We start from the raw sequence: 26,392 nt of genomic DNA on the forward strand, positions 1-26,392 counted from the left end.
CAATTCGCTTTTATTGGGGGAACCCTCTTTAAATCGATAAATCACAGAGTTGAGGTGCAGAATGAATAAGCAGGAAAATATTGCGAAAATTTATCCGTTAACCCCATTGCAAGAGGGTATGTTGTTTCATGCTGTCAAAGATACAGACAGCAGCGCCTACTGCCTCCAGATGTCCGCAAAGCTTCAAGGTGATTTTCACCTGCCTATTTTTGAAGAGAGCATGAACAAGCTCGTAGAGAACTATGAGGTTTTGCGCACTGTGTTTGTTTATCAAAACCTGCAGCGGCCTCGACAGGTTGTTTTTAAAGAAAGAAAAGTTACCGTTCATTTCGAAAACATTGCGCATTTACCTATAGATAATCAGAACGATTACATAAAAGCGTATACCAGCCAGCATCATACATTTGAGCTGACGAAAGACGTCTTGATGAAAGCAGCCATTTTCCAAACGGGGGAGAACCAGTATCAGTTCGTTTGGGCTTTCCATCATATCATCGTCGACGGTTGGACTTTGGGCGTATTGCTTCATAAGCTGCTCTCGTACTATGCCGCCATTCGCAAGGGCGAGGCTGTTTTGCGGGAAGCGACCAAACCATACAGCGACTATATCAAATGGCTGGATAAGCAAAACAAAGAAGAAGCACTTACTTACTGGCAGAACTACCTGGAAGGCTATGACCAGCAGGCTGATTTCCCTAAAAAGAAGAATGTAGCGGAAAATAGACATTATGTACATGTGGAGAATCTTTTCACCGTTGCACCTGAGAAGACTCAGCAACTGATGCAGATTGCCAATCAGAATCAGGCTACGATGAGCAGTGTGTTCCAATCTCTTTGGGGTATTTTGGCGAGCAAGTACAAAAATTCGGACGATGTGGTATTCGGTTCTGTTGTGTCAGGTCGTCCGCCAGGGATTCAAGGGATTGAGAGCATGGTTGGATTGTTCATTAACACGATCCCAACCCGCGTGAAAATAAACCCTAAACAAACCTTCAGTGGGCTGTTAAAAACAGTTCAGGAGCAAGCCTTGGCTTCTGCTTCTTATGATTTCGCTCCGCTGTACGAAATTCAGAGCAAGACGGTACTGAAACAGGAGTTAATCGATCATTTGGTGACGTATGAAAACTACCCGGATAATACTTTGAATGATCTGGAGGATTCCTTAGGCTTTCAATTCAATGTGGAAAATGGTGAAGAACAGACTTCCTATGACTTTAACGTTGTGGTCGCGGTCGCACCTTCGAACGAGATGTATGTGAAATTGAGCTATAATGCATCGGTTTATGAAGAATCATTCATGAACCGAGTAGAAGGGCATTTGAAAACGATCATTGAGCAGGTCATTCACAATCCGAATGTACTGCTTGAAGATATCGGAATCATCACAGATGAGGAAAAACAGCAATTGCTGGTAGCTTATAACGACACGAACGCCGATTATCCACACGACAAAATGATTTTCGAGCTGATCGCGGAGCAAGCAAGACAGACGCCTTCGAAGGTTGCGGTTGTTTGCGGGGAAGATCGCCTTACTTACCAGGAGCTTCAAGAGCGTTCCAACCAGTTGGCCAGAGCTCTGCGTGGGAAAGGAATTACCCAAGGCAGTATCGTCTCCATTATGGCGGAGCATTCACTCGAGCTGATTGTGGCTATTATGGCAGTTCTAAAAGCAGGCGGCGCCTATTTGCCGATTGATCCCGAGTATCCGATAGAGAGAATTCAGTATTTGTTGGATGACAGTCAGACGACGATTCTCTTGACACAGTCTTATCTTCAGGAAAAGGTCGAGTTTGAAGGCGATATCCTCTACCTAGACAATCCTTCCTTGTTTGAAGGCGACAGTACGGATCTTGACACAGCATGCACACCGGACGATTTGGCATACATGATCTATACTTCCGGGTCTACGGGGAATCCAAAAGGCGCGATGATTACCCACCGAGGTCTAGTCAATTACATTTGGTGGGCAAACAAGGAGTATGTCCAAGGGGAAGCGGTAGACTTCCCGTTATACTCTTCCATTTCGTTTGATTTGACTGTCACCTCGATCTTCACGCCGCTTCTGTCAGGCAATACGATCTATGTCTACAGAGGAACAGATAAAGTACAGGTTATTTTAGACATCATCCAAGATAATCAAGTGGGCATCATCAAGCTGACGCCAACACATTTGAAGCTGATTGAAGAAATAGATGGAACAAACAGCAGCATCCGACGGTTTATTGTCGGTGGTGAGAACTTGCCAACCCAATTGGCGAAGCGAATCTATGAGAACTTTGGACAGAATGTCAAGATTTTCAATGAGTATGGACCTACCGAGACGGTTGTGGGTTGCATGATTTATTTGTATGACCCTAAAAAAACCATCCAGGAATCGGTACCAATCGGCGTCCCGGCAGACAACGTTCAACTCTACCTGCTTGATTCTTCTATGCAGCCGATACCTGTTGGCTCCATCGGCGAAATGTACATAGCTGGAGATGGAGTCGCCAAGGGCTACTTCAACAGACCGGAGCTGACAGAGGAAAAGTTCATCGATAATCCGTTCCGTCCGGGGACCAAAATGTATCGAACAGGCGACCTGGCGAAGTGGCTACCCGACGGCAATATGGAATACTTGGGAAGAATCGACCATCAAGTCAAAATCCGCGGGCATCGAATTGAGATGGGCGAAATTGAGGCGCGTTTGACGCAGCATGAATGGATCAAGGAAGCCGTCGTCATCGCTGAAAAGGATGACAGTGGTCAAAATGTGCTCTATGCCTACATTGTTTCCGAGCAGGAGTTGACCGTATCGGAATTGAGAGAGCATTTGGGAAGTACACTTCCTTCCTACATGATCCCGTCCTTCTTTGTCCGTTTGGAGGAAATTCCGCTGACAGCCAATGGAAAAGTAGAGCGGAAGAAATTGCCGAAGCCTGACGGTGCAGTTGTAACGGGAACAGCGTACGTCGCTCCCCAGAATGAAACGGAAACCATACTGGCTGAGATTTGGCAGCAGGCCCTGGGGGTTAGCCGTGTAGGCGTTCACGATCATTTCTTTGATTTGGGCGGACATTCACTGAAGGCTATGACAGTCATTTTTCAAGTTTCTAAAGCGTTGGAAGTGGATTTGCCAGTAAAGGCATTGTTCGAGAATCCGACCGTATCCCAGCTCGCTGCTTTTATCTCGAAATCGGGGAAAAGCAAGTATACAGCCATTCAACCAGTTGAGGTAAAAGAATTTTATCCCGTATCTTCTGCTCAAAAAAGAATGTACATCCTTCAGCAATTTGAAGGAAGTGGCATCAGCTATAACATTTCGGGAGCAATGTTGCTGAATGGAAAGCTGGATTACAATCGTTTTGCTAGCACGGTCCAACGACTGGCGGAGCGCCACGAAGCCTTGCGCACCTCCTTCCACCGTATCGATGGTGAGCCAGTACAGAAAGTGCATGATGAGGTAGAAATACCAATCCTGATGCTGAAGTCTACAGAAGACAAGGCAGAGCAAATCATGCGCGATTTTGTCCGTCCATTTGATCTCGGAATCGCTCCCTTGATTCGAACAGGCTTGGTCAAGTTGGGCAAAGACCGCCATTTGTTCCTGCTAGACATGCACCATATCATCTCGGACGGTGTTTCGTCCCAAATTTTGCTGAGTGAATTTGCCAAGTTGTACCAAGGGGAAGCCTTGCAGCCTCTTTCTCTCCAATACAAGGATTTCGCTGTCTGGCAAAATGAGCTGTTCCAGACGGACGTGTACAAGAAGCAGGAGCTTCACTGGTTAAATACGTTTGCTGATGAAATTCCTTTACTCAATCTGCCGACTGATTATCCACGTCCAACCATTCAAAGCTTTGAAGGGGATCTTGTCCTCTTTGACACTGGAAAAGAATTGACCGAGCGTTTGCGCAAGGTAGCAGCAGATACGGGTACCACCCTGTATATGGTCTTGCTCGCGGCTTACCATGTACTTCTGTCCAAGTATTCCGGCCAAGAGGATATCATAGTGGGTACGCCTGTCGCTGGTCGTTCTCATGCCGATGTGGAAAACATCATGGGGATCTTCGTGAATACGTTGGCGATGAGAAATCATCCTGCGAGCGACAAAACCTTTACCCAATTCTTGCAAGAAGTGAAACAAAACGCGCTGGCGGCCTTTGATAATCAGGATTATCCATTTGAAGAGCTGGTGGAAAAGCTGGCGATTCAACGTGACATTAGCCGAAACCCTTTGTTTGACACCATGTTTTCTTTGGAAAATGCGAATCAGCGGTCGCTGGCAATCGAGCAGCTCACAGCAGCTCCGTATGAGTTATTTAACAAAATTTCAAAGTTCGATCTTGCTTTGAATGCGAGTGAATCGAAGTCCGACATTCAATTCCAATTCGCATTCGGAACGAAGTTATTCAAGAAGGAAACCATCCAAAGAATGGCCCATCATTATCTGGAAATTCTGCTTGCCATAAGTGCACAACCGAATGCCAAACTAGCAGAAATCGACATGATGACAGAAGCAGAAAAACGTGCTCTTATCCTGAACGTCAACGATACTTTTGTCGAACGTTCCGCTGATCTGGTTTTGCATCAATTATTTGAAGAGCAAGTAGCGCTTACGCCAGATCAAGTAGCTGTAGCCTATGACGGATACACCTTGACCTATCGCCAGTTGAACGCCCGGGCCAATCAAGTAGCTCGTTTGCTGCGGAGCAAAGGAACGCAACCAGATACGTTGATCGGGATTATGGTAGACCGTTCCATTGGGATGGTCGTGAGCATGTTGGCCGTGTTAAAAGCGGGTGGTGCGTATACGCCAATTGATCCTACTTACCCGCCAGAAAGAATCCAATACATGCTCAGCGACAGTAAAGCTCCGATTCTACTGACACAGCGTCATTTGAAAGAGACAGTAGAGTATGCAGGAGAAATCATCGACGTAGACGATGAAGCAATTTATGCAGGTGACGACACCAATCTGGACAATGTCGCTGGCAGGGATGACCTGGCCTATGTCATCTATACATCTGGATCGACCGGAAATCCCAAAGGGGTTATGATCGCGCATCAAGCGATTTGCAATCACATGCTTTGGATGAAGAATGCCTTCCCACTGACTACAGAGGATGCTGTCTTGCAAAAAACGCCGTTTTCCTTCGATGCTTCCGTATGGGAATTCTATTTGCCGCTGATCACGGGGGGACGCCTGGTACTGGCAAAGCCAGACGGACATCGGGACATCGAGTACATGACTCGCATGATCAAAGAAGAGAAGATCACGACTTTACAGATGGTTCCTTCCTTGCTGGACCTGATCATGACCGAACCAGGATGGAGCTCTTGCACGAGCTTGCAGCGCGTTTTCTGCGGTGGAGAAGCATTGACACCTGCACTTGTTTCGCGTTTTTACCAGAATCAAACGGCGCAGTTGATTAACCTCTATGGCCCTACAGAAAGCACGATTGATGCGACATACTGGATTTGCCCTCGTTTGCCGGAGTATGGCGTGATTCCCATTGGCAGACCGATTGATAACGTCCGTTTGTACGTCGTAAATGCGAGCAATCAGCTCCAGCCTGTAGGGGTTGCAGGAGAGCTGTGCATTGCTGGCGATGGTTTGGCCCGCGGCTACTGGAATCGTGAAGAACTGACAACAGCCAGCTTCATTGAGAATCCGTTTGAACCGGGCAGCAGGATGTACCGTACTGGAGACATGGTAAGGTACCTAGCCTGCGGCAACGTGGAATATCTCGGACGCATCGACCATCAGGTCAAAATCAGAGGCCACCGGATCGAACTGGGTGAGATCGAAGCAAGGCTTTTGCAGCATGAATGGATTAAAACGGCCATTGTTCTTGCTCGTCCAGATGAAAAAGGGCAAAACAACTTGTACGCCTATATCGTTTCCGATCAGGAAATCAAGACAGCCGACCTGAGAGCTTACATGGCGTCCCATTTGCCATCTTATATGGTTCCTTCTTATTTTGTTTATTTGGAGAAGCTGCCGCTCACGGCAAATGGCAAGATAGATCGCAAAGCATTGCCACAACCTGAGGGAGCATCCTCATCTGAGGCAGTGTATGTAGCGCCGCGCAATGAAGTGGAAGCCACGCTGGCAGATATTTGGCAAAGTGTACTTGGTGTGAACCAAATCGGGGTCCACGATCATTTCTTTGAGTTGGGCGGACACTCCTTGAAGGCGATGAACGTCATTTCTTTGATCCATCGCACCCTTCAAGTAGATGTACCGTTGAAAACACTGTTTGAATCACCTACAATCGCTGACTTGTCGGCATACATCGCTACTGCTGCTGGCAAAGGCAAGTATACGACCATTGAACCTGTTCAGAAGCAGGAGTATTATTCGGTGTCTTCTGCCCAAAAGAGAATGTTTATTCTCCGACAAATGGAAGGTGCAGACATTAGCTACAACATGCCGGGCATCCTGTACATCGATGGCAAGCTGGATACAGAGCGTTTGCAGCAGGCGCTCAAGAGTCTGGTGAGACGCCATGAATCTCTGCGTACCTCGTTCCACTCCATGAAAGGAGAGACTGTTCAGCGCGTACATGAAGATGTCGAGCTGGAGATCTCGCTGATGGAATCAACAGAGGGAGAGCTCAAACAAATCGTCGAGCAATTTATTCAACCGTTTGATTTGGAAAAAGCTCCACTGATTCGCGCTGGACTGGTCAAACTGGCTCCGGAACGCCATCTTTTCATGCTGGATTTGCACCATATTGTGGTGGATGGAGTATCGATCGGCATTCTTGTTCAAGAGCTTGCCCAGCTTTATCACGGGGAAGAGCTGCCAGAACTGAGTATTCAGTACAAGGACTTTGCTCATTGGCAGAAGCAATGGGTCGAGACGGAAGAGTTTGCTGCTCAGGAAGCCTATTGGATCGATACCTTTACAGGTGAAATTCCTGTATTGAATCTTGCAACGGATTATCCGAGACCTTCTGTGAAAAGCTTCGAGGGTGAGCGATTTGTTTTCAACTCCGGTGCCCTTTTGAAAAAAGAATTGAATCGTCTTGCCCATGGTACAGGAGCTACGCTCTACATGGTTTTGCTGGCGGCCTACAATGTACTTCTCTCCAAGTACTCTGGACAAGAGGACATTATTGTTGGTGCGCCTACAGCAGGCAGGTCCCATGCAGAAACGGATTCGATCATCGGTATGTTTGTCAATACACTGGCATTGCGAAACGAGCCTGTGGGGGCTAAGACTTTCCTTAGCTTTTTGGCAGAAGTGAAAAACAATACGCTGAAAGCCTTTGAGAATCAGGATTATCCACTGGATGAGCTGATCGATAAGCTGAACATTCAACGGGATCTGAGCCGTAATCCTTTGTTTGACACCGTATTTATCTTGCAAAATATGGATCAGAAGCCGTTCGAATTGGAGCAACTGACGTTTACACCCTATATGGCAGACGTGAATCAGGCCAAGTTTGATCTGTCATTAGAAGCGTACGAAGAAGATGAGGAGATCATCTTTAGCCTTGATTACTGCACCAAATTGTTTACAAGAGAGACGATTGAAAAAATAGCGGCACATTTCATCCGAATCCTTCATGCCGTAATTGAGCAACAAACCATTACCTTGTCCGAAATCACGATGCTATCAGATGAAGAAAAGCATCGCTTGTTAGTAGAATTCAACGATACGCATAAGGAATATCCGCAGAACAAGACACTATGTGAGCTATTTGAGGAGCAAGTGGAAAAAACACCGCAGGTTGCTGCGATTGAAATCGGCGACAAGCAGATGTCCTATTACGAACTGAATGAGCGAGCAAACCAGCTTGCCGTTACCTTGCGCGAACGGGGAGTAAAGGCTAACCAATTCGTAGGAATCATGGCAAACCGTTCTGTGGAAATGGTTGTGGGAATCATGGCCATTTTGAAAGCTGGTGGAGCCTATGTACCTATCGATCCTGAATATCCGGAAGATCGTGTGTCCTACATGTTGGAGGATTGCGAAGCCCGACTGTTGCTTACTCAAAAACATCTTGGAGCAAAGCTGGCTTCTAATACGAGTGTGGAATGCCTGTATCTGGAGGAGGAGAAGAATTATTCTCCCAGCCGTTCGAATCTCGAGCCGATTCAAACCGCTTCCGATCTGGCTTATGTCATCTACACATCGGGGACAACAGGCAAGCCAAAAGGAGTAATGATCGAGCATCGAGGCATTGTCAACAGCGTGTTGTGGAAGAAAGAGGAGTATCAGTTTAGCGTCCATGATAGAAGTCTGGTGCCTCTATCCTTTGCGTTTGATGCCTTTGTTCTTTCCTTCTTTACACCGATCCTTTCCGGTTCAACCGTCGTCATGGCGGAGGATGAAGAAGCCAAAGACCCTGTATCTCTCAGAAACCTCATTGCATCTGCGAGATGCACCCAAATGACATGCGTGCCAAGTTTGTTCCAAGCGATATTGGAATGCGGCTCTGCTGCGGATATCAGCTCCCTGCAAACCATCACACTTGGGGGCGAAAAAGTATCTGCTCAGCTCGTTGAGAAGAGCAATCAGCAGTATCCGCAATTGGTCATCGTCAATGAATACGGTCCGACAGAAAGCAGTGTCGTCGCCACTTGGCAGCGAATTTCGCAACTGGATTCTGCGATAACGATCGGACGTCCCATTGCCAACACCAGCATCTATATCGTGGACAAATTCCATCAGCTACAGCCCGTCGGTGTCGTCGGGGAAATTTGCATCGGTGGCCACGGTTTGGCACGTGGATATTGGAACAAGCCGGAACTCACAGCAGAGAAGTTTGTTTCCCATCCCTATTTGGAAGGCGATCGCATGTACAAGACTGGCGATCTAGGGAAGTGGCTCCCAGACGGAACGATTGAATTTGTTGGTCGCTTGGATGAACAGGTAAAAGTAAGGGGATATCGGATTGAAATCGGGGAGATTGAGTCGGTTATGCTCTCCTTTGAAAAGCTGACTTCGGCTGTCGTGATTGTCTATGAGGACCAACAGGGCCAATCGTCGCTTGCTGCTTATTACACGGCGGAAGAAAAGCTTGAAGCCTCGAATCTGTGGTCGTATTTGTCGCATACCCTGCCGTCTTACATGATTCCTGCGTACTTGGTCCAGCTCGATTCTCTCCCGCTTACGCCGAATGGAAAGATCGACAGAAAAGCGTTGCCGAAACCAGAAGGCAGACCTGTAACGGGAGCAGAATATGTGGCGCCAGCAAGTCCTGTGGAAAGCAGGCTGGTAGAGATTTGGGAACGTGTGCTTGGGGTGAACGACATCGGTGTTCTCGACAACTTCTTCCAGCTAGGTGGGCATTCCTTGAAAGCCATGTCGCTCGCCGCACAAATCCATCGAGAGTATCAAGTTGAGCTTCCACTCAGAGTACTTTTTGCGACACCTACCATCCAGGCATTGGCACAGTATATCGAGACAAGTGGAAAAGACACACATGTACCGATCCAGCCTGTACCGTTGCAAGCGTATTATCCCGTTTCCTCAGCACAAAAAAGGATGTTTGTCCTGCGTCAGTTTGAAGGCACCGGCACAGTCTATAACATGCCAAGCGTGATGTATATCGAAGGCGATCTGGATCATGCACGCTTTGAAACCGCGATACAAGGGCTGATCAAGCGACACGAATCGTTGCGGACATCCTTCCACACAGTGAATGGCGAGCCTGTTCAGCGTGTACATGAGGCAGTCGAACTGGATGTGCGCTATGAGGATTTGATAGAAGACCAAGTCGAGCAAACCATCGAATCATTTGTGCAAGCATTTGATCTGGAGAAGGCTCCATTGTTGAGGGTCGGACTCTTCAGAATGGGAGAGAAGCGACATCTCTTCCTGATGGATATGCATCATATCATTTCGGATGGCGTCTCTGTCGGAATCATCATGGAAGAATTCTCGAAGCTGTATCGAAACGAATATTTGCCAGAGCTGGCTGTTCAATACAAAGATTTTGCTGTCTGGCAGACGGACCTGTTCCAAACAGACATCTATGCAAAGCACGAGAACTACTGGTTGAAGTCCTTCGCGGGTGACATTCCGGTACTGAATCTGCCCGCCGATTATTCACGACCGCTGGTTCAAAGCTTTGAGGGAGATTGCATTACGTTCCAAACAGACAAAACGTTGATGGACGGTTTATACAAGCTCGCTCATGAGAACCAAACTACGCTGTTTATGGTCTTGCTGGCGGCTTACAATGTGCTTCTTTCCAAATACAGTGGCCAAGAAGACATCGTAGTAGGAACGCCGATTGCTGGCAGATCTCATGCGGATGTAGAAAAAGTTTTGGGGATGTTTGTCAATACATTGGCTTTGCGAAACAACCCTGACGGAACGAAATCATTCCAGGCATTTTTGGAAGATGTCAAGCAGAATACGCTGCAGGCATACGCCCATCAGGATTATCCGTTTGAAGCACTGGTCGAAAAACTGGAAATCCAGAGGGATCTCAGCAGAAACCCGCTGTTTGACACCATGTTTATTTTGCAAAACCTGGACAAAAAAGCTTATGAGCTGGATGGACTGAAATTTGAAGCCTACTCCGGAAAAGGGCAGCAAGGCAACGCCAAATTCGATCTCACACTGGAAGCGCATGAAGATGAGACAGGAATTCATTTTGGTCTCGTGTACTCCACGAAATTGTTCCAAAGAGACACCGTTGAAAGAATGGCTGGTCATTTCCTCCAGGTACTGCGAGAAGTCATTGCAGACCAAACAGCGGCGTTACATGAAATCAACTTGCTTGGTGAGGAGGAAAAACACCTTGTAACAGTTGGATTCAACAACACGTTTGCCGCGTATCCACGCGAAAGCACGATTCAGGAGCTGTTCGAGGAGCAAGTGGAAAGGACACCGGAGCATACAGCAGTTGTGATGAACGAACAGATGCTGACGTATCGGGAGCTGAACCAAAAAGCGAATCAGATCGCAAGTGCTCTTCGCCGATTGGAAATAGGAAAAGACAGCGTTGTAGGTATGCTGGCAGATCGTTCTCTCGAGATGATCACAGGTATTATGGGGATCATCAAAGCGGGAGGAGCCTACCTGGGGATTGATCCAGAGCATCCATCCGATCGCATTTCTTACATGCTCGAAGATGGCGGCGTAAAGGTTGTCCTTGTTCAAAGACATCTGCTGCACCTCGTCGAAGAGGGTCTCATTCCAATCGTGTTGGATGACGAGAGTCTGGAGCAAGAAGATGTAAGTAACCTGGCCAACCTCAATGACGCCAAGGACTTGGCCTATGTGATGTACACGTCGGGTTCAACAGGCAAACCAAAAGGAGTCATGGTCGAGCATCGCAATGTCATCCGATTGGTGAAACATACGAATTACGTTCAGGTACGCGAAGAAGACCGCATGATTCAAACGGGCGCTATTGGCTTCGATGCCATGACGTTTGAGATTTTCGGAGCTCTGTTACATGGTGCTAGCTTGTTCCTAGTTAGCAAGGATGTTCTGTTGGATGCGGAGAAGCTGAGCAGCTTCCTGCGAGAGAATCGGATTACAACGATGTGGTTAACTTCACCACTGTTTAACCAGCTTTCGCAAGACAACCCGGCGATGTTTGAGGGCTTGCGTGCGTTAATCGTCGGTGGCGAAGCACTGTCGCCGAGACACATCAACAAAGTTAACATCGCCCATCCCGCTCTGGAGATTTGGAACGGATACGGCCCGACAGAAAACACAACTTTCTCTACATGCTATCTGATTGAGAAGGAATTCGAAGACAATATTCCGATTGGGAAGCCGATCACGAACTCCACTGCTTATATTGTGGATCGCTACAATCAGCCGCAGCCAATTGGGGTGCCGGGTGAACTGTGCGTAGGTGGAGATGGAGTAGCCAGGGGCTATTTGAACAAGCCGGAATTGACCGCTGAGAAGTTTGTTCCGAATCCGTTTGTTTCCGGTGAAAACATGTACCGCACAGGGGATTTGGCGAGATGGAAGGCGGATGGAACGATTGAGTATTTGGGACGTATCGACCAACAGGTAAAGATCAGAGGCTATCGGATCGAGCTTGGGGAAATCGAGACTGTTCTCACCAATCTGGCAAAGGTAAAAGAAGCTGTCGTTACGGTGATGGATGATACGAACGGCCAAAAAGCTCTCTGCGCTTATTTTGTTCCAGAATCGGAACTCGACGTAGCAGAGTTGAGAGAAGCGATTTCCAAAGAATTGCCTAGCTATATGGTGCCAACCTTCTATGTCCAAATGGATAAACTGCCTTTGACTGCAAACGGAAAGCTGGATCGCAGAGCATTGCCTGAACCATCTGGTGATCGGGTTCAAAGCTCCACATATGTCGCTCCACAAAACGTGACGGAGACGAAGCTGGCTGAAATTTGGCAAGAGGTACTGGGTATTCATGCGGTAGGCATTCACGACAATTTCTTTGAACTGGGCGGACATTCCCTGAAGGCCATGAATGTGATCACGCAGGTGCACAAAGCATTTCAGGTAGAGCTTCCATTAAAAGCACTGTTTGAATCTCCTACGATCCATGAACTGGCTGCCTATATCACCGCGAGTGAGATTGAACAGTTCGAGACCATTCAACCAGTAGAGCAAGCAGACTTTTACCCAGTCTCGTTCGCTCAAAAAAGAATGTACATCCTGCATGAGTTTGAAGGAAGCGGGATCAGCTACAACGTACCGAATGTGCTGATAATAGATGGCCATCTGGATTACGAGCGCTTTGAACATGCGATCCAAACACTGGTAAAACGCCATGAATCCTTGCGAACATCCTTCCATTCGATAAACGGGGAACCCGTGCAACGAGTCCATGAGGATGTCACGCTGCTCATCGGTATTTCCGAGGCGACAGAAGACCAAGTAGAGCAACGCATTCAGGAGTTGGTCCAGCCGTTTGATTTGGAAGTAGCTCCGCTGTTCCGGGTTGACTTGATCAAACTGGGAGCAGAACGACATTTGTTCTTCATGGATATGCACCACATTATCTCGGATGGAGTATCGCTTGCCGTCATCGCCAAGGAGTTTGCGAGCTTGTACGAAGAAAAGCAGCTCCCTGACATGCGCATCCAGTATAAAGATTTTGCTGCTTGGCAAGCGAAGCTGTCCCAGTCTGAGCGTTTCCAAAAACAAGAGGATTATTGGACGAATGTCTTTGCAGGGGAGATCCCGTTACTCAATCTGCCAAATGATTTCCCAAGACCTACTGTTCAAAGCTTCGAAGGTGACACAGTAGCGATCGGTACAGGAAATCAATTGCTTGCGGAGTTGCGACAACTCGCTGCAAATACGGGCTCAACACTGTTCATGGTGCTTTTGGCAGCCTACAATGTGCTGCTATCCAAATACGCAGGACAGGAAGAAATCGTAGTCGGCACACCGATTGCAGGTCGATCCCACGCAGATGTGGAACGAATCGTCGGCATGTTCGTCAACACGCTTGCCTTGAAAAATGTAGCAGGAGGCAACCTGACCTTCCGCGAGTTTTTGGGTGACGTGAGACAAAATGCGCTACATGCGTTTGAACATCAGGATTATCCGTTTGAACATCTCGTAGATAAGCTGCAAGTGCGGCGCGATTTAAGCCGAAATCCACTGTTCGATACGATGTTCAGTCTGGGGCTTGCAGACTCATCTGCCTTAGAAATTGCAGGACTCAACATGTCCGCTTACCCGGTAGATGGCAAGATCGCGAAATTCGATATCGCTCTGGATGCGATGGAGCAACAAGATGAGCTTCTCGTGCAATTCAACTATTGCACGAAGTTGTTTGCCAAAGAATCGATCGACCGCATGGCGAATCATTACGTCCATCTTCTACAAGCGATCATTGCCAATCCAGATTGCAAGCTGGCAGAGATCAGCGTCTTGTCAAATGATGAGATAGAACAAATGCTGCATGATTTCAATGCAACAAAAGCCGCTTATCCAACGAATAAAACGTTCCAGGAGCTATTCGAAGAGCAAGTCGAAAAAACACCGAACCAGGTAGCTGTCATCTTCGAGGATGAACAGCTAACGTATCGGGAATTAAATGAAAAAGCGAACCAGCTCGCACGTGTTTTGCGCCAAAAGGGAGTCAAGCCAGAGAGCACTGTCGGTATCATGGTAGACCGTTCCTTGCACATGGTAGTAGGGACGCTTGGTATTTTGAAAGCCGGCGGCGCCTACGTCCCGATTGACCCAGACTATCCATTGGAGCGTCAAGCTTTCATTTTGGAAGATAGCGATGCGAAGCTGTTCCTTACTTTGCAAAAGTTGAATACGCAGCTTGCATTCCCTCACGAAACTCTCTATCTGGATGCAGAAGGGCTGTATCAGGGAGAAGCGAGCAATCTGGAGCCTGTGGCATTGCCGGAACACGCCGCTTACATCATTTATACGTCCGGTACGACTGGCAAGCCAAAAGGGGTAGTGATCGAACACCGGAGCTATGCGAATGTCGCGTTTGCATGGCAGGATGAGTATCACTTGGATACCTTCCCGGTTCGCTTGCTGCAAATGGCGAGCTTCGCTTTCGACGTATCGACTGGCGACTTTGCCAGAGCATTGCTCACAGGAGGGCAACTGGTAATTTGCCCGAATGAGGTCAAAATGGACCCGGCTTCCTTGTACGAAATCATCAAGCGGTATGAAATTACGATTTTCGAAGCGACACCAGCTTTGATCATGCCGTTGATGCATTACATTTACGAAAATCAGCTCGACATCAGTCAGATGAAGCTTCTGATTCTCGGAGCAGACAGTTGTCCAGCAGAAGACTTCAAGACCTTGCTCGCGAGATTCAGCCAGACGATGCGTATTGTTAATAGTTATGGCGTAACAGAGGCGTGCATCGATTCCAGTTATTACGAAGAAACAGATGTCGCATCCATTCGCTCGGGAACGGTACCGATCGGAAAACCGCTGCCAAATATGCAGATGTATGTCATGGATCAACAATTGAATCTTCAACCTGTTGGAGTCGTGGGTGAGTTGTGCATCGGTGGAGCAGGGGTCGCTCGCGGTTATTTGAACAGACCTGAGCTGACAGTGGAGAAGTTCGTGCCGAATCCATTCGCTCCAGGTGAGCTGCTGTATCGTACGGGTGATCTGGCGAAGTGGCGCGCGGATGGCAATGTGGAATTCTTGGGTCGTAACGATCATCAAGTGAAAATCAGGGGTGTCCGTATCGAGCTGGGCGAAATCGAGACGCAGCTACGCAAGCTGGACGGAATCTTGGAAGCAGTTGTCATCGCAAGAGAGGATCACAGACAAGAAAAGTATTTATGCGCGTACATGGTGGCAGAGCACGAGATCGACACAGCACAATTACGCCAGGAATTGTTAAAGGAATTGCCTCAAGCGATGATTCCATCGTATTTCGTATCTCTTGAAGCATTGCCGCTTACCGCAAATGGGAAGATCGACAGACGTTCCTTGCCGGCGCCGGAAGTATCCATGCTTAGAACGACGGAGTACGTAGCGCCTCGTACGGAATTGGAAGCACAATTGGCCCGCGTATGGGAGCAAGTGCTGAATACGGAGCAAGTTGGGATTCTGGATGATTTCTTTGCAATTGGCGGTCACTCCCTGCGTGCGATGAGTGTGATTTCGAGCATGCATAACGAATATCAAGTCGATATCCCGCTTCGTGTTTTGTTCGAAAAACCGACGATTCAACAGTTGGCTGCACATATCGAAGAGACAGCAAGAGGGTATGTCATTTCGATTCAACCAGCACCTGCGCAAGAGTATTATCCTGTTTCATCGGCGCAAAAGCGCATGTATATCCTCCATCAATTTGAGGGAGTTGGCATCAGCTACAATATGCCTTCCACCATGCTGATTGAAGGGAAACTGGAACCGGAACGATTGGAGACAGCGTTCAAGCAATTGATACAGCGCCATGAGAGTCTTCGTACGTCTTTTGCCGTTGTAAATGGAGAACCTGTTCAGAAGATTCACGAGGAAGTTTCTTTTGAACTTTCGTATACAACGATCACGGAAGACCAGGCTCAAGAAGTCCTTTCCACACTCGTTCAACCATTCGATCTGGGTGTAGCGCCGCTCATTCGCGTCCGTCTTCTGCATATCGGAGAAGACCGTCATGTGCTCTTTACCGACATGCATCATAGCATTTCCGACGGTGTATCCTCTGGCATTCTCCTGTCTGACTTAGTGCAGTTGTACCAAGGGGACGTTTTGCCAGAGCTACGAATTCAGTACAAAGATTTCTCTGTATGGCAACAGGAGCTTTTCCAATCCGATGCCTTCAACAAGCAAGAAGAATACTGGGCGCAAGTGTTTGCAGACGAAATTCCCGTGCTAAACCTGCAAACGGATTTCACCCGACCAAGCATTCAAAATTTCGCAGGGGATCAGTATAGCATCGGAACCGGTAAACAACTCATGGAAGGCTTGAACCAGCTAGCTCGAGAAACGGGAACGACACTGTACATGGTGCTCCTCGCGACGTACAACGTACTGCTTTCCAAGTATTCCGGGCAAGAGGACATCATCGTCGGCACACCGATTACAGGCAGATCCCATGCTGATCTGGAACCAATCGTCGGTATGTTTGTAAACACATTGGCGATGAGAAACAAACCGCATGCTGGGAAAACATTTACCGAGTTGTTGCTGGAAGTTAAGCAGAATGCACTAGACGCTTACGTTCATCAGGATTATCCGTTTGAGGAACTGGTGGAAAAACTCGACATTGCGCGAGACTTAAGCAGGAACCCGCTTTTCGACACGATGTTTACTTTGCAAAACAACTCGGATGATTCTATCGACCTGCGGGGCTTGACACTTGCTCCTTTCATGACTGATCAGGCTGGCAACCATTCCAAATTTGATTTGACGCTGATTGCCACAGAAGATCGTGAAGAGATTAGCATTGGCGTGGAGTACAGCACAAGCTTGTTTACACGAGAAACGATTGAACGGTTAAGCAACCACTTCATGGCAATTGCACAAATCGTTGTGCAAAATCCACATATCCGCTTGAGTGAGATCGACATGCTCGCGACGGAAGAGAAGCAGCAAATTCTCGAGAAGTTCAATGATACAGCTGTCAGCTATATACAAGACAAAACGCTGCATCAATTATTCGAAGAGCAAGTCGCGAAGACGCCAGATCAGGAGGCTATTCTCTTTAACGGCCAGTCACTGACTTACAGCGAGCTCAATGAGCGAGCCAACAGACTGGCAAGAGTTCTGCGCACCAAAGGAATTGGACCTGATCGTCTTGTAGCAGTCATGGGGGAGCGTTCACCAGAGATGATCATTGGCATCCTTGGTATTTTAAAGGCAGGCGGAGCGTATGTTCCGATCGACCCGGCGTATCCGCAAGAACGCATTCAGTATTTGCTAGAAGACAGCGACGCAGCACTGCTTCTCTGCCAATCCCATCTGTCAGAACTATTGTCTCGCGTGTCGAGCGGACTTGACTGGCTTGATTTGAACGCAGAGCATGATGCCGAGATGGATGGCTCCAATCTCGCATCTCTCAATCAACCGACCGATCTCGCCTATGTTATCTATACATCGGGTACGACCGGTAAGCCGAAGGGCGTCATGATTCCACATCAGGGAATCGTCAATTGCTTGCAGTGGAGAAGAGATGAGTATGGATTCGGACCGGGAGACAAGGCGTTGCAGGTATTCTCGTTTGCCTTCGATGGGTTTGTAGCCAGCTTGTTCGCTCCGCTTCTCGGAGGTGCTGCTTGCGTCTTGCCGAGAGAGGAAGAGGCCAAAGACCCGGTAGCACTGAAAAAGCTGATTGCCCAGGCGGGAGTCACACATTATTACGGAGTACCGAGTCTGTTCCAAGCGATTCTGGATTGCTCGACTGCTGCAGATTTCTCTCCTCTGCGCTGCGTAACATTGGGGGGCGAGAAACTACCTCCACAGCTAGTGCAAAAAACAAAAGAAAAACATCCAGCAATCGAGATCAACAATGAATACGGTCCAACCGAAAACAGCGTCGTCACTACCATCTCTCGTTCGATCGAAGTAGGGCAAGACATCACGATTGGGCGACCGCTAGCCAATGTTCAGGTTTACATCGTAGATACACAACATCACTTGCAACCGATCGGCGTTGTGGGAGAGCTATGCATCGGAGGACCCGGACTTGCAAGAGGTTATTTGAATAAACCAGAGCTCACACAAGAAAAGTTCGTTCCGAATCCGTTTGTGCCAGGAGAGCTCATGTATAAAACGGGTGACTTGGTGAAATGGCGGACAGATGGCACGATCGATTACATTGGTCGGGCTGACGAACAGGTGAAGGTGAGAGGGTACCGCATCGAGATCGGGGAAATCGAAAGCACCATACTTGCTTACGATGGCATTGATCAAGCAGTGGTAGTTGTGCAAGAAGATGAATTAACTGCCGGACAGTATCTTTGCGCTTATCTCGTCCCATCAGCAGAGGTATCCGTTTCTGGGCTGAGAAGGCATCTGGCGAAGGAACTGCCTGCTTACATGGTTCCAAGCTATTATGTCCAGTTGGATCAACTGCCGCTTTCGGCCAATGGAAAAGTGGATCGCAAAGCGTTGCCGAAGCCAAAGCCATCGGATGCGACCACGCGTGAGTTCGTGGCACCAAGAACTGCGACCGAGCATCAATTGGCTTCCATTTGGCAGGAGGTTCTGGGGATAGAACCAATCGGCATTACTGACCATTTCTTTGAACTGGGTGGACATTCACTGAAAGCAACGCTGCTGGTTGCAAAGGTGTATGAGTACATGCAGATTGAACTGCCGTTGAACCTCATCTTCCAGCATCCAACGATTGAGAAGGTAGCGGATTTCATCACGCACAAGAACTTCGAGGGCAACTCCGGAAGTGCCATTCTCTTAAATGAAGAGATGGCGAGAAAGGTATTCTGCTTTACGCCGATCGGAGCCCAAAGTGTCTATTACCAGAAGCTTGCTGATGAAATTAAGGGCGTTTCCTTGTATAGCTTTGATTTCATTCAAGAAGACAATCGACTTGAGCAGTACATCGAAGCCATCGTGGCGATTGATCCACAAGGACCCTATACGCTCATGGGATATTCCTCTGGAGGCAATCTGGCTTTTGAAGTCGCAAAAGAACTGGAGAACCAAGGATATGTCGTGACCGACCTCATCCTGTTCGATTCCTACTGGAAAGACAAGGTGATGGAGCGGACTCTGGCGGAAACCGAAAGTGACATTGCCCAGTTATTTGCCGAAATTGGAGAAAACATCGAGATGTTCAACATGACACAAGAAGACTTCAATTTGTACGCTGCCAATGAATTCGTCAAGCAAAGCTTCATTCGAAAAACAGTCAGCTACGTGATGTACCACAATCAACTGATCAATACGGGTGCAACGAGCGCAGCGATCCATCTCATTCAATCAGAGCTGGAATCGGGCGAGGATGATCTGGTCGCGGTCAAGTGGAATGAAACCGCTTGGGCACAGGCTACGAAACGACTGATGACGTACGAAGGGTACGGAATCCACTCCAGGATGTTGGGAGGAAATTACGTGTCAATGAATGCCTCCATCCTCCGAGACATCCTGCAAGAGCTGTTCATTCTGAAATAAGATCACGGCTTTGTGATGATTCCCCTTGGGAACAGGTTTTCCAAGGGGAGTTCATCCATTACATCCTTGGAGAGGAGCAGCAAATGATTTTTACCAAGCAAGCTCAGCAAAGAAAGAAAGCGCCCGCGTTTGGCTGGGTACTCGCATATATAAAGCCATATCGAGGTTGGGTCATAACCTGTATCATTGCCTCGCTTCTTGTGGCTGTGGCAGACATTTGGATGGGAATCCTGATCAAGACCATGGTCGAACATACGAACAACTTCGACAAGTTGGTCAGTATTGCCCTCATCATTTTTTGTCTGACCATCGTCGGTTTTCTTTCGAAATATTTCATCACGTATTCGGCAGCTAGATTCAGTTCAAGAGCCATGAGAGATTTGAAAAACAGCATGGCTTCTCATCTCGAAAAAGTCCCCATGTCCACTATGGATAAATATCATTCCGGCGATCTCGTTTCTCGCTTAACAACGGATGCCCAAATCCTGCAAAGGTTTTTGCAACAGCATTTTTTCCAGCTTTTTTATCTGCCAGTTGTTTTTGCGGGAGCTCTTGGACTGTTGTTGACGATCAATTGGAAGTTAATCATCTTCAGCGTAGCAATCCTTCCAGTCGCCATCGCCATTACAGGATGGATGAGCAGACCGCTACAAAAATATTCAGAGCAAATGCAGGACCATCTGGGTCAAACAAACGCCATCGCGCAGGATACGCTCTCCGGGATTCACATGGTAAAAGCTTTTCAATTGGAAGGCGTCCTGTATCGTAAATACCACGCGGGTATGAAGCAGGTATTGAAAAATGCGATCCAGGCAGAGAAGAAACGCGCGTGGATGACAGCACCAGGGATTTTATTGTTTTCTTCCCCGATCCTGTTTTTTGTCGCTTATGGTGGGTACTTGATTCAGGCGGGAGAATTGGATCTGGGCAGCTTGGTCATCTTCAGTTATTTGCTTCACTTTATTATCGAACCACTATCTCTCGCACCCGTGTTGTTTGCCCAAGTACAAGAGACATCAGGTGCGGCAAAGCGGCTGCAAGAAATTTTTTCACAGCCAGTCGAACAAAATGATCAGCCAGTGATTTCGGTTGATCCAGAGGCGATTCCTGTGCAGTTTGAGAATGTTACGTTTGCCTACGATCAGGCAAGGATTCTTCATAACGTTAGCTTTACGCTTTATCCGAACAAGACCATTGCGTTAGTAGGTGCCAGCGGAAGTGGAAAGAGCACCATCATAAAGCTGTTGTGCGGGTTTTATCAAATGGAACCGGGAAACGGAAGACTGAATGTTTTCGGGCATTCCATGACGGATTGGAATATGACGGACATGCGGAGCTACCTTTCCATGGTTTCTCAGGATACGACGCTATTCCCCGTGTCTATTGCGGAGAATATCTCGTATGGACGTATTCATGCGACACAAGACGAGATCATCGCAGCGGCAAAAGCGGCCAATGCGCATAACTTCATCATGGAGCTGCCGCAAGGATATCAAACAAAAGTGGGAGAACGTGGCTCGCGTCTATCCGGAGGACAGAAACAGCGCATTGCGATTGCCCGAGCGATTTTGAAGGACGCCCCGATTTTGCTGCTGGATGAACCAACGTCTGCCTTGGATACAGAATCGGAAGCTTTGGTCCAGGAAGCGTTGGAAAATGTGATGAAAAATCGGACGGTTCTCGTCATTGCGCATCGACTGTCTACGATAAAAGAGGCGGATGAAGTGCTAGTTTTGGAGCAAGGACAAATTGTTGAGCGAGGAACACACTACGATTTGCTTGGCCAAGGCGGAGTTTACACCAGATTGTATCAAAAACAGTTTGCCACAGAGATGCAGAGCTCGTTGGCAGCAGAGGGGGTATAGGCATGTTCATCCAGAATCTGATGCGGGAGCTACTTCAACTGCTGTCATTTATGAAATCGAAAAAGAGAGCGTATATTTTGGGACTCGTGGGTGACGGAATCGGTCAAGCATCTGTATTGGTATCTCTACCTTTCGTGTTCAAGGATCTGACGGACTTTGCGAACACAAAAGACCCTGCTTTATTAACCAGAGCGATTGCGACCATGGCTGTGATGTTCCTCTTGCTGAGTATCCTGTCTCCATTTTTCAGCTATATCTATCGTCGATGCGTCCGCGAGCTCATTGCCAACATTCGGCTTCAAGTCTATCAGCGATTGAGCAAGCTGCCTTTCGATTATTATGAGCAGCACCATTCAGGAGATACGATGTCGAGACTGGGCAACGATGTTGTCCTCATGGAAAACGCGTATGCGGAGCAATTGAAGACGTTAAGCATCATCCTGCTTTCGCTGATCGGTTCGATCATAGGGATGTTTGCTATGGATTGGAAAATTGCCGTCGTCCTGTTGCTCATAAGTACATTGACTCTTTATGTGAATACGCTGTTTGCCAAATCAGTCCGGCGAATTGGTGACCGAATGCAGCAACAGATGGGGATTGGGACAGAAAGATTAAATGATTTTTTGTCTGGGCTGCCCATCATTAAAATGTTTCATTTACATAACGTTGTGACCGCGCGTTACACGGCAGCAAACGAAGAAGTAGCTTCGTCTGCCATCAAGCAAGGGCATAAACACGGATTATTGGAAGGGACCAATTTTTTCATCCAATTCGTAAGCTTCGGGGGAATGCTTGTTTTTGGAATCCTGATGGTATCCAAACAAATGATCGGGTTAGGCGTGCTGGTCGCTCTGGTTCAACAACAGATGCTTGTGACACTGGCGTTTCTCCAGCTTGGCCAAGTCATCACAGCGTTGCAGAGCTCGCTAGCAGGGGCTTCTCGGGTCGTCGATTTTCTGAATGAACCTCTCGAACCAGAAGAGTACCAGAAGAACTCCGACAAACACCAGCATTGCGAAAGCATGCTAAAGCTGGAGCAGGTCGTTTTTGGATACAACGAATCTACCAATGTGCTGGATGGTGTTTCGTTGCGAGTCGAGCAAGGCCAAATGGCTGGGCTAGTCGGAACGAGTGGCAGTGGAAAAAGCACCGTCATGAAACTTCTGTTAGGGTATTACCCACCTGCGAGCGGCTCACTTTATTTACTGGGCAAGCCCATGGGAGCTTATTCTCTTGCAGAAATTAGAAGCTTGATCTCATACGTGCCTCAGGATGCCTTTTTGTTCGAAGGAACCATCGAAGACAATATTCGTTACGGCTGCCTGGATGCTTCGGAAGAGGATGTCATCAACGCAAGCAAAGCAGCGTATGCGCATGATTTTATTATGGAACTGTCAGACGGCTACCAGACCAAAACAGGAGAACGCGGTGCCAAGCTATCTGGCGGACAGCGTCAGCGAATTGCCATTGCCAGAGCCATCTTGAAAAATGCACCAATCCTACTACTCGATGAAGCAACCTCCGCATTGGATGCAGAATCGGAATATTGGGTGCAGCAAGCATTAACCGCACTCATGAAGGATAAAACGGTACTGGTCATCGCTCATCGCTTGTCAACGGTAGAGGATGCCGATGTGATTTACGTGATGGATCAAGGAAAGGTCATCGAGCAAGGTCACCATGTTGAGTTAATGAAGTACAACGGCACGTATGCCAACTTGTATGAAGTGCAGCAGCGAAAGGATCGAGCAGAACAAGTCAATAGTTTTGAATTGACAGAAAGAAGAGTGGGTGCTACATGATTGCCATTTATGCGTTGAAATGTCCTGCTGTCATGGAGAAAGAACTGTTCAACCGATTTTTGCAAGCATTACCCGAAGAAAAGCGGGAACGGGTCCACCGTTTCAGAAATCCGGCTGATTCCTATCGGACGTTGCTCGCGGACGTGCTGGTACGTTCTCTCATTTGTGAAGCCTACGAGATTTCCAATGACGAAATCAAGTATGACTACAATGCATACGGAAAACCTTCTTTGAAATCATCATTTCCCAACTTCTGCTTTAACGTCTCGCATTCTGGGGAATGGGTCGTCTGCGCCACGCATGACTCGCAGGTGGGGATTGATGTGGAGCAAATAAGTCCGATTGAATTGGATATTGCCACTCATTATTTTGCACCAGCCGAAGTAGAGGATCTCTTGGCAAAACATCCGGATGAACAAGTTTCGTATTTCTACGACCTTTGGACTTTGAAGGAGAGTTATATAAAAGCGAGAGGCATGGGGCTGTCCATCCCGTTGCAATCATTCGCCATTAGAAAAAAACGAGACCAATCGATTACGATATCGCAAAGTGATTCGCGCGATGCTTGGGAATTTCAGCAGTATGAGATCGATCCAGGCTACAAATTGTCAGTTTGCGCGACCACCAATCAGTTTGCTGCTCATGTAGTAAGGAAAGATTTGCAAGATTTGTATCAGGCCATTTTTCATAGAAAGATCTCGAGGTAATTACGTAATGAGGAAAGGGCGGGAAAAAATGAAATTGTTCTGCTTTCCGTACGCAGGTGGACTTCCCGGGATCTATTACGGTTGGAAGCGGGTATTGTCGCCAGCGTTATTGGAAATTGATCCATTCGAGGTACGACCTTCACTTCAGAGCGACAGCATGGTTCTTTCCACCTCGTTTTATGAGGTCTTGGAGGATGTATACACACGGATCACACCAGAGCTGGGGGAAGAACCTTTTGCCTTTTTTGGCCACAGCATGGGCGGATTAATCGCGTTTGAACTGACGCGAAAGCTGTTGCAGAATGGAAAGCCACTGCCCCAGCATTTGTTCTTGTCTGCATCTCGCGTGCCACATGCGTACCACAAACTGGTGAAAACATACAACCTGCCACATAACGAGTTCATCGAATCGCTACGTAAACTTGGGGGCACTCCCGATGAAGTTTTGGATAATCAGGAGATCTTGGAGTTATTTTTGCCTATCATTCGCGCTGATTTCCAGGCCGTGCAAACTTATGAGATGAATCCCGAGCTTCCTCAGCAAATCCCTGTCGATATGACGGTTTTGTTTGGGAAAGAAGATTCTATTGAAGTCCAAGATATTGTGGCGTGGCGAGACTATTGCGGGCGAGAATGCAAATTTTACCCCATGCCTGGTGGGCATTTCTTTATTCATCACCAAATGAATCCGATCCTAGCGATCATTCAAGACACTTTGAAGGTAGAACGGGCAGTTGCAATCCGTGCACAATTCTAACGATTGTGCACGGCAACAATAAATCCTAAGGTGAAGGTTGGTGTTCTATTCATGAATCAGAAAGCACTATCTCGTTTGCTTGCAGCCGTTACATTATCAACGGCGCTGGTCTACCCGCAAGCTGCAAGCGCAGCGGCTCCACCTCCGGCTTTACATGACGACAATCCAAATGGTCATTTTGGTGACTGGTACACAGGTGCGGTTCCTCCCAATGCATCCAACGACAAGCCTGTGATCCTGTTTGTTCAAGGTCTGCACTCCACCTACAATACCTGGTATACAACAGACGGATTTTATGATGCAGCCTATAACGCCGGGTATCGTACCGCATTTGTGCAACTGAAGGACGCGGATGGTACTGGTGGCAACATGTGGACAAACGGAGCCAAGCTCGCCGAAGTCATTAAAAAGGTTGCAGAATATTACGGCGTTTCCAAAATTAATATCATTGCTCATTCCAAAGGCGGCATTGATACACAGACAGCACTCGTCCACTATGGGGCGCATCCGTATGTCAACGTTGTTCACCAGCTTTCCACGCCAAACAAAGGTTCAGAATTGGCTGACATGGCGTACAGCAATTGGGCGGGTTGGCTCGCCGACATTCTTGGCAAAAAAGACGATGCCGTGTATTCCCTGCAAACATCCTATATGGCTAACTTCCGTGCGCAAACTGACAGCCGTAGCGAAAATAGTTCAACAAAGACATATATGGCAGCAGGAACAGGGGATGATGGCTGGTTTAGTGCTACCTGGTTTGCTCATGCGGTTCTTCCTGGTGAAGACGATGGAGCAGTTTCCGTTGAGTCTGCTTTCGGTTTGCCGTATGGGATCAAGAGCTTTACAAAAGACATTTCCCACGGTCAAATAGCGAAAGCCTCACAAACATGGGATCTGGTCCAGCCGAAATTGCAAAAGGCCTCTACTCGCGATCGTGCAAATAAAGTAAGCAAAGAAGACAAATCAAAATCTAGTACTGTGGAAGAGAGCTCCGTCATTCTCCGTGGCGGCGAAGTAGAAGACAACGTCTCCGAAACATTTTTCCTGGAGAGCGGAATCAATCAGTTGAACCTGGATACGATGACCTCGTCAGAAGACACCGTTGTGACGTTGATCAGTCCGTCTGGCAAAGAGTATGAAGCGGATCGCAGTAAAAAAAGCAAATCGGAGGATGAACCTGAGATATTCCAGGATGCTGTTCATCACTTCATTGAAGTAGAGGAGCCTGAAGCAGGCGAATGGACACTTGAAGTGGAGGGCTCTGACGACGCCTTTTTCATGGTTGCTTCTGTGGAAGGTGGAGAAGAAGCGAAGGTAAAAGCGAGCAAAAAGGTATTCAAGAAAGGCGACAAAGCGAAGATTTCCGTCGACCTGGGCAAAAACGAAATTGATCAATCGTTACTGGAAAAAGCAAATCTGACTCGTTCGTTGAACGGCGAAAAAGCAAGCGTCCTTGATGAAGTGAAGTTTGCCGTAAAAGAAGATGAGTTGACTGGTAATTTTACCGTGCCGACTAAGCCAGGCGTTTATAATCTCTCCTTTGACGTAACCGGTATCAATGAGGACGGCGAGCCATTTACACGCTCTATTAATTACAACTTTGCGGTAACAAATAGTGATGGAGAATTAGAAAAATAAAAGCAAACCATTTCGCGGCCCTGAAAAAGGGTCGTTTTTTTCTGCATACAACTACATCCCAAATGGAAATGTAGTATGGAAGAGGCAGGAAAGGG

General features: G+C 47.7%; 6 protein-coding genes. All 6 read left to right on the forward strand.

Going from position 1 to position 26,392, the window contains the following annotated elements; translation table 11 throughout:
- The first annotated feature begins 61 nt into the window (after nt 1-61).
- Nucleotides 62-19,528, forward strand: a complete 19,467-nt coding sequence (tycC, locus tag ASG16_RS27125; protein WP_056494195.1) for a tyrocidine non-ribosomal peptide synthetase TycC — start codon at nt 62-64, stop codon at nt 19,526-19,528.
- A gap of 83 nt (nt 19,529-19,611) precedes the next feature.
- On the forward strand, nt 19,612-21,393 hold the full coding sequence (locus ASG16_RS27130) for an ABC transporter ATP-binding protein (protein WP_056494192.1): 1,782 nt from the start codon (nt 19,612-19,614) through the stop codon (nt 21,391-21,393).
- A gap of 2 nt (nt 21,394-21,395) precedes the next feature.
- Nucleotides 21,396-23,195, forward strand: a complete 1,800-nt coding sequence (locus tag ASG16_RS27135) for an ABC transporter ATP-binding protein (RefSeq protein ID WP_056494190.1) — start codon at nt 21,396-21,398, stop codon at nt 23,193-23,195.
- Complete coding sequence (locus tag ASG16_RS27140; RefSeq protein WP_056494187.1) at nt 23,192-23,902, forward strand: 4'-phosphopantetheinyl transferase family protein; 711 nt, start codon at nt 23,192-23,194, stop codon at nt 23,900-23,902. The genes ASG16_RS27135 and ASG16_RS27140 overlap by 4 nt, the downstream gene beginning before the upstream one ends.
- Nucleotides 23,903-23,930: 28 nt before the next feature.
- Nucleotides 23,931-24,659 carry a thioesterase II family protein gene (locus ASG16_RS27145; RefSeq protein ID WP_056494474.1) on the forward strand — a complete coding sequence of 243 codons (729 nt, stop codon included), beginning with the start codon at nt 23,931-23,933 and terminating at the stop codon, nt 24,657-24,659.
- A gap of 51 nt (nt 24,660-24,710) precedes the next feature.
- Nucleotides 24,711-26,297: a lipase family protein gene (locus tag ASG16_RS27150; RefSeq protein ID WP_056494184.1), complete on the forward strand. Its 1,587-nt coding sequence runs from the start codon at nt 24,711-24,713 to the stop codon at nt 26,295-26,297.
- Nucleotides 26,298-26,392 lie beyond the last annotated feature (95 nt).

Source organism: Brevibacillus sp. Leaf182, from assembly GCF_001423865.2.
GTDB classification, from domain to species: domain Bacteria; phylum Bacillota; class Bacilli; order Brevibacillales; family Brevibacillaceae; genus Brevibacillus; species Brevibacillus brevis_C.

What these genes read in the sequence shown, in the direction of transcription:
- ASG16_RS27140 (WP_056494187.1), top strand. Translation starts at nt 23,192, where the DNA reads ATGATTGCCATTTATGCGTTGAAATGTCCTGCTGTCATGGAGAAAGAA.
- ASG16_RS27145 (WP_056494474.1), top strand. Translation starts at nt 23,931, where the DNA reads ATGAAATTGTTCTGCTTTCCGTACGCAGGTGGACTTCCCGGGATCTAT.
- tycC (WP_056494195.1), top strand. Translation starts at nt 62, where the DNA reads ATGAATAAGCAGGAAAATATTGCGAAAATTTATCCGTTAACCCCATTG.
- ASG16_RS27130 (WP_056494192.1), top strand. Translation starts at nt 19,612, where the DNA reads ATGATTTTTACCAAGCAAGCTCAGCAAAGAAAGAAAGCGCCCGCGTTT.
- ASG16_RS27150 (WP_056494184.1), top strand. Translation starts at nt 24,711, where the DNA reads ATGAATCAGAAAGCACTATCTCGTTTGCTTGCAGCCGTTACATTATCA.
- ASG16_RS27135 (WP_056494190.1), top strand. Translation starts at nt 21,396, where the DNA reads ATGTTCATCCAGAATCTGATGCGGGAGCTACTTCAACTGCTGTCATTT.